Here is a 9,948-nt window from a genome sequence, read left to right as displayed (position 1 = left end):
CTGAACGCCTTCGAGATCACCTTCGACGGCCGGCTCTCCATCGGCCGCCGGTAATACAAATCAACCTGAGTTACACCGTTGGCTGGACACACCCCGCCGCGCGCGCACGACCAGGACGTCGTGGGAGTCGAGGAGGTCGGAGAACCCGCGGTTCTCGATGATGTCCCAGAGGGCGTCCAGGCTGCGGCCCTGCCAGTGGTGCAGGGCCTCGTGGTTGACGGCGACGAGGGCCGTGCGGAAGTCCATCAGTGAGTCGACGTCGTGGTCCCGGACGTCGACCAGCAGCTCGCTCTTCTCCATGGCGTCAGCGTAGGGGGCGCCGTGGGATGAGACGGTCGGGTAAATGATTGGTATGGCAATAGCAAAAACCGATCTATGCTGTCGTCGTTCACAAACTCTTCGCACGAATCAGGTTTCGCTGGATGAAGCTGCCCAAGGTGTCCGCCGTGATCGCGGCTGCCGTGCTGGCCCCCGCCGTTCTCTTCCCGTCCTCGGCCGCGGCCGCCGACAGCCCGCAGCCGGCCGGCGTCTCCGGGCCCGACACCGCCTCCGACAAGCCCGACATGACCGAGCAGGAGAAGCACGACCGCGCCGAGGTCCAGCGCATCCTCGCAGACAAGGAATCCGGCGTCGGCGTGCGCGAGGCCGCCGAGAAGGCCCTCAAGGGCGGCGCCGCCGAGCTGCGCCGCTTCCTGGAGGTCGAGCTCGCAGAGCAGCGGGCCATCGACAACCAGGTGAGGGTCGCCCAGCTCATCAACAATGCCGGGCCCGTACTCAAGCAGGCCGCCAAGAACGTGCTCCGCAACGGCACCCCCGAGGACGTCGTCAGGTTCCTCAAGGAAGGCCAGTTCACGGCCCGCGCCGAGGACGAGGACCGGGCCAAGGTGCAGGCCATCCTCGACGACAAGGAGACCGGCGCCGGCGTGCGCGAGGCCGGCGAGAAGGCCCTCAAGGGCGACGCCGCCGCCGTGCGGCACTTCCTGGACGTCGAGCTCCCCGGGGCTCGGGTGGCGGACAACCGGGTGAAGGTCGCCCAGATCCTCTCCGTCGCCACCGGCCGGGCCGTCAGGGACGCCGCCAAGGCTGTGCTCCGCAACGGCACCGACGCGGACGTCGTCAAGTTCCTCAAGGAGGGCCAGTTCACGGCCCGCGCCGAGGACGACCGCGTCGAGACGCTGCGCATCATCGCTGACAAGAACAACGGCCGGCACGTGCAGGAGGGAGCGCAGAAGGCGCTCAACGGCACGGCCGCCGACGTGCGGCGCTTCCTTGAGGTCGAGCTGCCGCAGCTGCGCGCGAGCGACAACCGGATCAAGGTCTCGCAGATCGTCGAGACCGGCGGGCCGGCCGTGAAGAAGGCCGCGCTCCAGGCGCTCGACGGCAGCAACGACGACATCGCGAACTTCCTCAAGGAGGGCTGGGCCAAGGCCCGCGCCCAGGACGAGGCCGACGCCGCCGGCAAGCCCGCCCAGGACCGGACCCCGGACCAGAAGCCGGTCGCGCAGCCGGAGTCCGGTCAGGGCCAGGGCGTCCAGCCCGCCGCCGTGACCGCGGCCACCGGCGCCGCCGCGAGCGCCGCCGGTGCCACCGCCGGGGCCGCCTCCGCCAGCCCCGGCCAGCTCGCTGCCACCGGTGCGGACGGCTTCGGCTGGGAGGCCGGCGGCGCCGCCGCGGCCGTCGCCGCAGGTGCTGCGCTCGTCGCCGTCTCGCGCCGCCGCCGCTCCACCGAGAGCTGACGCACCCCGCACCCCCGCACACCCGCGCCCCCGGCCGCCGCACCCCGGCGCCGGGGGCGAGGCGTTCCCGGACGGCGTCGAGTCAGATAAAAACTTGGTATTGAAAACCTTTGAGTTGATCTAAGCTGTGGCCGTTCACAAACTCTCCGCACGAATCAGGTTTCGCTGGATGAAGCTGCCCAAGGTCTCCGCCGTGATCGCGGCTGCCGTGCTGGCCCCCGCCGTTCTCTTCCCGTCCTCGGCCTCGGCCGCCGACAGCCCGCAGCCGGCCGGCGTCTCCGGACCCGACACCGCCTCCGACAAGCCGGACGACGCCGGGCACCAGGACGCGGGCGACCAGGAGAAGCGCGACCGCGCCGAGGTCCAGCGCATCCTCGCGGACAAGGAGTCCGGCCGGGGCGTGCGCGACGCGGCGGGGAAGGCCCTCAAGGGCGGCGCGGCCGAGCTGCGCCACTTCCTGGAGGTCGAGCTTCCCAAGCAGCGCGCGGACGACGACCGGGTGATGCTCGGCCGGATCATGGACACGGGCGGGCCGGCCGTGAAGGCGGCGGCCGGCAAGGCGCTGGACGGTACCTACGCGGACGTCGTCAGGTTCCTCAAGGAGGGCCAGTTCACGGCCCGCGCCGAGGACGAGGACCGGGCCAAGGTGCAGGCCATCCTCGCCGACAAGGAGTGCGGCCGCGGCGTGCGCGAGGCCGGCGAGAAGGCCCTCAAGGGCGACGCCGCCGCCGTGCGTCACTTCCTGGAGGTCGAACTCCCCAGGCAGCGTGCGGACGACAACCGGGTGAAGGTCGCCCAGATCCTGTCGGCCGCCACCGGCCGCGGGGTCAAGGAGGCGGCGATCCAGGCGATGAACGGGACCGACGCCGACATCGTCACGTTCCTCACCAAGGGCTGGGCCACGGCCCAGGCCGAGGACGACCGCGTCGCGGTGCTGCGCCTCATGGCCGACAAGGACTGCGGCCGCGGTGTGCGCGAGGCCGGCAGCAAGGCGCTCGACGGCACGGCCGCCGACGTGCGGCGCTTCCTGGAGACCGGGTACGCCGAGGCCCGTCAGGACGACGACCGGGTCAAGCTCTCGCAGATCATGGACGTGGGCGGGCCGGCCGTGAAGGCGGCGGCCGGCAAGGCGCTGAGCGGCACCTACGCGGATGTCGTCAAGTTCCTGAAGGAGGGCCAGTTCACGGCCCGCGCGCAGGACGAGGCCGATGCCGCCCGCAAGCCGGCCCAGGACCGCACCCCGGACGCGAAGCCGGCCGCGCAGCCGGAGTCCGGCCAGGGCCAGGGTGTCCAGCCCGCCGCGGTGACCACGACCACCGGCACCACCGGCACCGCAGGCACCACCGGCACCACCGGTACGGCCGGTACGGCCACGGGCACCACCACCGCCGGGACCGCCGCCACGGCCACCTCCGCCCGCCCGGGCCAGCTGGCCGCCACGGGTACGGACGGTCTCGGCTGGGAGGCCGGCGGCGCTGCCGCGGCCGTTGCCGCGGGTGCGGCGCTGGTCGCGGTCTCGCGCCGCCGCCGCTCCGCCGGGAGCTGACACCGCCGGGAGCTGACACCGCCGGCAACACCAGGGCGGCGCGCCCCCGTTGGGGACGCGCCGCCCTTCGCCGTTGCGGTGCGCGGGTCAGTACTGGCTGCTGACCGTCACGCCGCTGAAGTCGGTGTTGGCGTAGAGGCTGATGTAGCGGTAGCCGGCCGTCGGGTTGGTGACGGTGAGGCTCTGGGCGGTGCCGGGGCCGGTGGAGGAGGCGGTGAAGGCGCTCGGGGAGGCCCAGGTGTCGGCGTTGTAGTAGAGCGAGGCGTTGCCGGTGCCGCCGGAGGTGGAGACCTTCAGCGTGCTGGTGCCGGCCGGCAGGTAGACGTAGAAGTAGTCGAGGCTGCCGGCGGTGCGGGCCTGGCCGGGCCGCGAGCAGTTCTGGCCGAGCGCGTCGGTGCGCGGGTCGGTGCAGGTCGGCAGGGTGGTGCCGGCGCCGGTGGTGACGGTGACGGAGGACGGGGTGCTGGCGCTCTTGCCGGCACTGTCGGTGACGGTCAGGGCGACCGTGTAGGTGCCGGGGTTGGCGTAGGTGTGCACCGGGTTCTGCTGGTCGGAGGTGGTGCCGTCGCCGAAGGTCCAGTGCCAGGAGGCCAGCTTCGCCTGGGAGTTGGTCTCCACGGACTTGTCGTTCAGGGTGACGGTGGCGCCGTTGACGGACTGGCCGAACAGGGCGGTGGGGCCGTCGGCGTAGCAGGCGCCGGCGGCGCAGGCGTTCAGCCAGGCGTCGAAGTCGGCGTCGTAGGAGGTGCCGAGGCCGTTGTAGACCGCGTAGCCACCCTGGTAGTCACCGGTGCGGAAGTGGCCGAGCATGTTGTACACGTCGGAGGGGTGCTTCTCCAGCATGTAGCGCACCGCCAGGTAGCCCCACGGGTAGGTGCGCACCGAGTCCGAGTTGTCGTAGGTGTTCTGGAAGACGGTGCTCAGCTTGTAGCGGTGCGCGGCGGCCTCGGTCATCGCCTGGGTGTCGGTGGTGCCGCGGTAGCTGTAGGACTCGTACTCGGCGACGCCCTCGATCCACCAGATGTCCGGGACGGAGATCTCGGTGCCGAAGTTGCCCTTCATGTCGTAGATGTTGTCGAGGTAGTGCGTGTACTCGTGGTTGAGGTTCCACACGTTGGCGGGGAAGCCGTCGTTCCACGACTTCTGGTACATGACCGACACCGGCTGGTTGTTGGGGTCGGTGACGTCCATGACGGTCTGGCCGCCGTTGTTGGTGGAGTTGTTGTAGATGGCCCAGGAGTAGGTGAGGTAGTCGGCCTGGTTCTTGAAGACGGCGAGGGTGATGGTCTTGCCGTACTGGTTCGGGACGGGGCCGTTGTCCTTGACCATGGTGTGGAAGAAGCCGTCCTCGCCGCGCAGGCTGGCGCAGACGGTGGCCAGGTCCTCGGCGGACAGGGCCTCGCCGCGGATGGTGCGGTTGTCGCACACCAGCGTATTGGGCAGGACGGCGGCGGTGAGCTTGCCGGGCAGGTCGCAGGTGCCGTAGGAGGAGCACTGCGCGCCGTCGTACTGGTTGGCGTTGTACGCGGTGTACACGTACAGCGGGCCGGTGCTGCCGGTGACCGGGGTGGTGTCGAGGACCTGCTTGACCAGGGGCCGGGTGAAAGCGGCGACGGAGCCGCCGTCGCCGGCGGTGCGGGCGAGGTCGTTGCCGGCGTTGACGTCGAGGAACTGGTTGGCGGTGCCGAGCAGGTCCTTGTGGTTCTGCGCGAAGTTCGCGAGGGCCGTGATCACGCTCGGGTCGGCGGCGACCGCGTTGACGTAGTCGGGGTTCCAGTTGGCCCGCCACAGCGGCGCGAACAGGACGGCGTTGACGGCCTTCACCATCTTCGGGAAGGCGTTGTAGCCGTTGTCGTAGCCGTTCAGGACCTGCTTGTAGACGTTCAGGTAGCGGGCCTGGATGTTGGCGCTGTCGGTGAGGACCAGCACGTCGTAGAGCACGAGGCCGTTGGCGTCGGTGACGTCGTGCCAGCGCGCGCCGGCGAAGAACGCGTCGAGGCCGGCCTTGACGGCGGCGGTGAGCGAGGCGTCGTAGGGGCCGACGGCGGAGGCGTTGTTGGACTGGACGTAGAAGCCGGCCCGCAGGAACAGCACGAGCTGCAGGATGCCGGTGGAGTTGTCGCCGGTGTAGTGCGCGGCCTGGGCCTGGAAGGCGGCGGCGACGGTGAGCATCTGGGACTGCTTGAAGACGTTCCCGGCGTCGGTCCCGGTGACGTTGAACAGCGTGTTGACGCAGTCCGTGGTCGAGCCCTGGACGAAGGAGACCAGGTCGGCGCCACTGCGGGAGCCGAAGTCGGCCGGCGTGCAACCAGCCGCGTCCGCACCGGACTTGGCGGCGGCGAACGCGTGCTTCACGGGGGCGGGAGCCGGCTGCTTGGCACCCGCGGACGGGCCGCTCTGCACGGCCGTCCCGGCCGGCTGCAGGGCCTGCCCGAGCCGGTCGGCCGCCAGCGGGGCGGCCGTGCGTCCTATCGCCTCGGACGCCGGGGAGGCTATCTCGGCCCCGAACGGCGCGGGCACGGCCGGCGCGGCGGCCTTCACGGGAGCCGCCGCGGGCGAGGCGAGGGCGGGGGTCGGCAGCATGAACGCGGAGCCGGCGAGGGCACCGGCCACCAGAAGGGGAAGGGATTGGCGCAGACGCACTGCGGTGTCCTTGTCCTGAGTGGGGGAGATGAGTAACGGAGCGTCAGCCACGAGGCGTGAGGGAGGGGGACCTTGACGACAACCTGTCACCGGATTCAGGGTCAGAACAATGTCACAGGTTATATGCCACCGCAAGGGTGTGACATGGCACTGTCTTGAGGGATGATCCTCGGGGGCGAGCGCCTTGGCGGGTTCGTGAGGCTTGGCAGGTTCGTGAGGCTTGGCAGTGTGGCGGACTCCGGGCCGCCGAGAGTCCTGGTGGCCCGCCAGGTGCAGAACCCGGCCGCTGGCGTTGCCGCCGTCAGACGGCCAGAGGCTCCAGCGGAAGTGAATCCGCTGGAGCCTCCGGGATGTGCGTGGTGGATCTATCGCATGGCTGTCTCTGCGTGCAGCGCCTCGGTGGGCTCGTCATCGCAGAGAAGGAGGACCTTGAACGGCACTCCCTTGCCGTCGGGCTTCCCGAGCGGGTCCGCCCACTCTCGCGCAGCACGCGAAAGAATCGAGAGCAGAATTTCACGCTCCTCGGTATTCCCGGCGAGCATGCTTTCGGTGTGGTCGACGATGATCAGGTAATGATCGGCCGGATGCCACGACAGGTCTCGCAGGCAGTCGGACAGTGCATCCCAATTCCAGCCGAAGTACGCCGGAAACGTCAGGGCGTAGGAAAACTGTTCGAAGGCGTCATGTGCCTCGACCAGCTTCCGGCCGTCCAGGCGGGCTGCGACGATCGAGCCCGACGGTGGCATCAATGCGGCGATCGAGAACTGCGAGTCGGCGCGAGCCGTCAGCAGTGAAGGTCCCTCCAGGGTCCACAGCTCAAGGTCTTTCACGATCCAGGCACCGCCACGATCCAGGTCTGATAGTGGGTCGCAGTATAGTAGATCGACCCGTCCGACCCGGTCACGATCCTCTCGCCGCCAGGCTTTGGATTAGCCCCCGCCTGAACCGTTCCCCACTCTCGGTATGTGATCGCTTTTCCGGTGCTGTCGTACTGCGGAAGCTGGTGGCCGCCATTCTTTCCTGAGTTTTCAAAACGGGCGGGAGTGGACGGTCCGGCAAACTGATTGCCGGCTCCCTGGGCTTCGACGCCGTACTGCTGGATATCCCTGACGACGGCCATGGACTCATCTGGGATGGCAGGCGGAATCCATCCGGAAAGCTTTGACGTGTCCCCGAGGATGTCTCCGCAGCCGGAATTGTGGACGAGAATCGGCGTGTTGCCGGCCAGCACGTAGTACGTGTGGACCAGAGCGACGGTGAGGTTGTACGCGGGCTGCAGCGTCGTCCAGTGCCGGGTACCGGTGATCACGGGGGCCCGGCCGTCGGCGGTGCGGACCGTGTCGCCGACAACCAGATCCACGGCGTCGCGCCAGTCGTGGGCGCTCTCCGACCAGTACGGGTGGTGGTCGGTGGAGGTGATGGCCGAAGCGGTGCCGTCGGGAGCGGCGATCGTGAGTTCGGTGAAGTCACGGTCGTCGGGGGTGTAGATGGTGTTCTCGACGCGCTGCGCGCTGGTGGCGCCGGTGGCGGGGTCGGTGGCCGTGACCGTGTCCCCGATGCGGATCTGCTCGATGGGACGGGTCGTGCCGTCGGCCATGAGCACGAGGGTGCCGGCCGGGAAGCTGTTGCGCTTCGTCAGACAGGCCGGCGCCTTGCGGCCGTTCTCCGAAACCTTGGCTTCGCCCTCGAGTTGCTGGACCAGCGTGCGGTCGACGTTCTGGTCCTGCCGCAGGGCCTGGAGCGCGGCTTCGGTTCCGACGCCGTCCTTCAGGGTGAGGCGGAACTTCGCGACCGCGTCCGCCGTCGACGTCAGCTTGTTGATGGCCGCCTGGCTGTAGCCGTTGAGCGTCGCCTGGACGGCGATCTTGGCGTCCTCGATGCCGACGCCCGTCTCCAGCGCGAAGCGGAACGCCACCACGGCCTTGGCGCCCTTGGCGAGGGTGCCGTACGGGATGAAGTTGGACGCCGCCCACGCGCACGAGCTGTTGAAGCCGAAGTCGTGGTAGCACTTGACGAAGTCGTCGGTCAGCGCGTGCCACAGGATCTGGCCGCGGACCGCCTCCGGCGAGTAGTGCGCCTTGTAGTCGAAGTAGGTGATCTGGACGTTCTGGTCACGCTGGTCGTCGACCTTGGTGCTGCTGACGACGACGGTGTTCCAGACGCTGTACTTGCCGGTGCAGGCCGCGATCGACAGGCCCGGCTCCGGGCAGGTCTTCATCACGTAGTTGACCGTGCCGGTGACGTGGACGGTCACCGTGAGGTCACAGACGTCCTGGCCCTTGTCGTTCTGGTGCCAGACCTTGGGGTCGACGTTCTTCAGCAGGACGTCGCCGCGGCCCATGACGAAGTCACCGGCGGTGCAGTGACCCATGTTGTCCTTGACCGGGTCGGCCTTCATGTCGCTCTGCGGGTCGGCCACGACGTAGGAGACCCGGCCCTGGGCGTCGACCGTGGCGGTCTGGTCCTCCAGCGCGCCCTCGATGGTGTCGGTGCACTGCTTCGTGAAGTAGGCGTCCCGGGCGGCGTTGGCGGCCTGCTGCGCCTCGTCGCGGCTCTTGGCAGCCGCGGCGGCGGAGGCCTGGGCCTGGTCGGAGGCGGTCTTCGCGGCGGAGGCGTACTGCTGGGCCTGGTTGGCGTAGCTGGTGGCCGCCGCGGCCGAGAAGTCGGCGCTGCGGGCGGCCGCGTTGGCGTTGGCGGCGGAGGCCTGGGCCTGCTTGGCGGACTGGGCCGCCTGGGCGGCGGACGCCTGCGCGGCCTGGGCGGACTGCGCGGCCTGGGCCGCGAAGTTCTGGGCCTGCTGGGCGGACTGGCTGGCCTGGTTGGCGTAGCCGGCGGCCTCGTTGGCCGCGCCGCGCGCGGTGGCGTACGACTGGGCGGCCTGCGCCGCGTACTGGCGCGCCTGGGCGACCGATCCGTCGATGGTGGCCAGGTAGGCCGCGACGGTGGCCACGTGTGAGGCGGTCATCGCGTCGCGCTGCTGCGCCTTGGCCAGACCGCTCTGCAGGAACGGCACGAGCCGGTCGGCGGGGCCGGACAGGACGGCCTGCGCGGCCGCCTTGACCTCGGGACCGCCACTGGCCAGGGCCTGCGTCACCTGGACGCGGTTGTCGTCGTCGCGGGCCTTGAACTGACCGATCGTCAGGAAGGCGCGGACGTCGTCGATCGTGCCGTCCAGGGCCTTGCCCGCCGCGGCCTTCACGCCCGGGCCACCCGTGGCCATGATCTGCGAGAGCGCGACGCGGTCGTCGTCGTCCTTGCCCGGGTACTGGCCGGTGGCCAGGAACGCGCGCACCTGGTCGGCGGTGCCGACCGAGGCGGTCTCCGCGGCGAGGCGGCGCTCCAGCTTGCCCGGCGCCTGGGAGATCGCCATCACGCTGGTGCGGTCGTCGTAGTCGCGCGCGGTCGGCAGACCTCTGCCCAGGAACGTCTGGACGGCGCTGTCGTCGCCCTCCAGCGCGGTCTGGGCGGCGGCCTTGGTCCACGGACCGCCGGCGTCCAGCAGCCGGAAGGCGGCCTGACGGCCCTTCAGCACGGCGGTCTTCGCATCGACGCCGGACGCGGTCGCGTCCTTGACCAGCTGGTCGGTGTCGGCCGCGAACTGGGTGGCCTTGCCGGCCTCCCACGCCGCGGTCCTCGCCTTCAGGTCCGCGTCGCGCGAGGCCTCGTCGGCCGCTGCCATCTCGGCGGCCTGCTGGCCGGCGAGGCGCTCGGCGTCGGAGGCACGGGCGATGTCGGCGACCTTGTGGGCCTGGGCCGCGGAGTTCGCCGCGGAGTTGGCGTCGGCGTCGGCCGCGGTGGCGGCGGCCTGCGCGACGTTGGCCGCGGTGTTCGCGTCACCGGCGTGCTGGGCTGCCTGCTCGGCCGCGGTGGCCGCGGCTTCCGCGTGGGCGGCCGCGTCGTTGGCGGCGCGCTGCGCGTCGCCGGCCGCGGCGGCCGCCTGGTTGGCGATCGCGACGGTGGCGTTGGCGGCGCGGGTGGCCTCGGCGGCGGCGCTCCGGGCGCGGGCGGCCGCGTTGCGGGCGC

At 70.5% G+C, this 9,948-nt stretch carries 6 protein-coding genes; 2 read left to right on the top strand and 4 right to left on the bottom strand.

All coding sequences use genetic code 11. The annotated features are described in order from the left end of the window. Positions 1-60 precede the first annotated feature (60 nt). Positions 61-300, bottom strand: a complete 240-nt coding sequence (locus ACFVU9_RS44710; RefSeq protein ID WP_387603725.1) for a hypothetical protein — start codon at positions 298-300, stop codon at positions 61-63. Between the two features lie 122 nt (positions 301-422). On the opposite strand from ACFVU9_RS44710, the gene ACFVU9_RS44705 reads away from it, so the two are divergent. Continuing rightward, a complete protein-coding gene (locus ACFVU9_RS44705) occupies positions 423-1,736 on the top strand; it encodes an ALF repeat-containing protein (protein WP_387603722.1) in 1,314 nt (437 codons plus the stop codon). 169 nt (positions 1,737-1,905) lie between these two features. Next, complete coding sequence (locus ACFVU9_RS44700; RefSeq protein ID WP_387603719.1) at positions 1,906-3,282, top strand: ALF repeat-containing protein; 1,377 nt, start codon at positions 1,906-1,908, stop codon at positions 3,280-3,282. Positions 3,283-3,369: 87 nt separating this feature from the next. Here ACFVU9_RS44700 and ACFVU9_RS44695 read toward each other — a convergent pair whose 3' ends face one another. From ACFVU9_RS44695 to ACFVU9_RS44685, 3 genes are all read right to left on the bottom strand, one after another. Continuing rightward, positions 3,370-5,925: a collagenase gene (locus ACFVU9_RS44695; protein WP_387603716.1), complete on the bottom strand. Its 2,556-nt coding sequence runs from the start codon at positions 5,923-5,925 to the stop codon at positions 3,370-3,372. A gap of 365 nt (positions 5,926-6,290) precedes the next feature. Next, the gene (locus tag ACFVU9_RS44690) at positions 6,291-6,755 is read right to left on the bottom strand and encodes a barstar family protein (protein ID WP_380441313.1); all 465 of its coding nucleotides are present in this window, start codon (positions 6,753-6,755) and stop codon (positions 6,291-6,293) included. Next, a partial coding sequence (locus ACFVU9_RS44685) for a polymorphic toxin-type HINT domain-containing protein (RefSeq protein ID WP_387603713.1) occupies positions 6,752-9,948 on the bottom strand: 3,197 nt, incomplete at its 5' end. The genes ACFVU9_RS44685 and ACFVU9_RS44690, both read right to left, overlap by 4 nt.

The organism is Kitasatospora sp. NPDC057936 (genome assembly GCF_042887525.1).
Classification (GTDB): Bacteria; Actinomycetota; Actinomycetes; order Streptomycetales; family Streptomycetaceae; genus Kitasatospora.
This window is presented reverse-complemented; position numbering and strand designations above follow the sequence as displayed.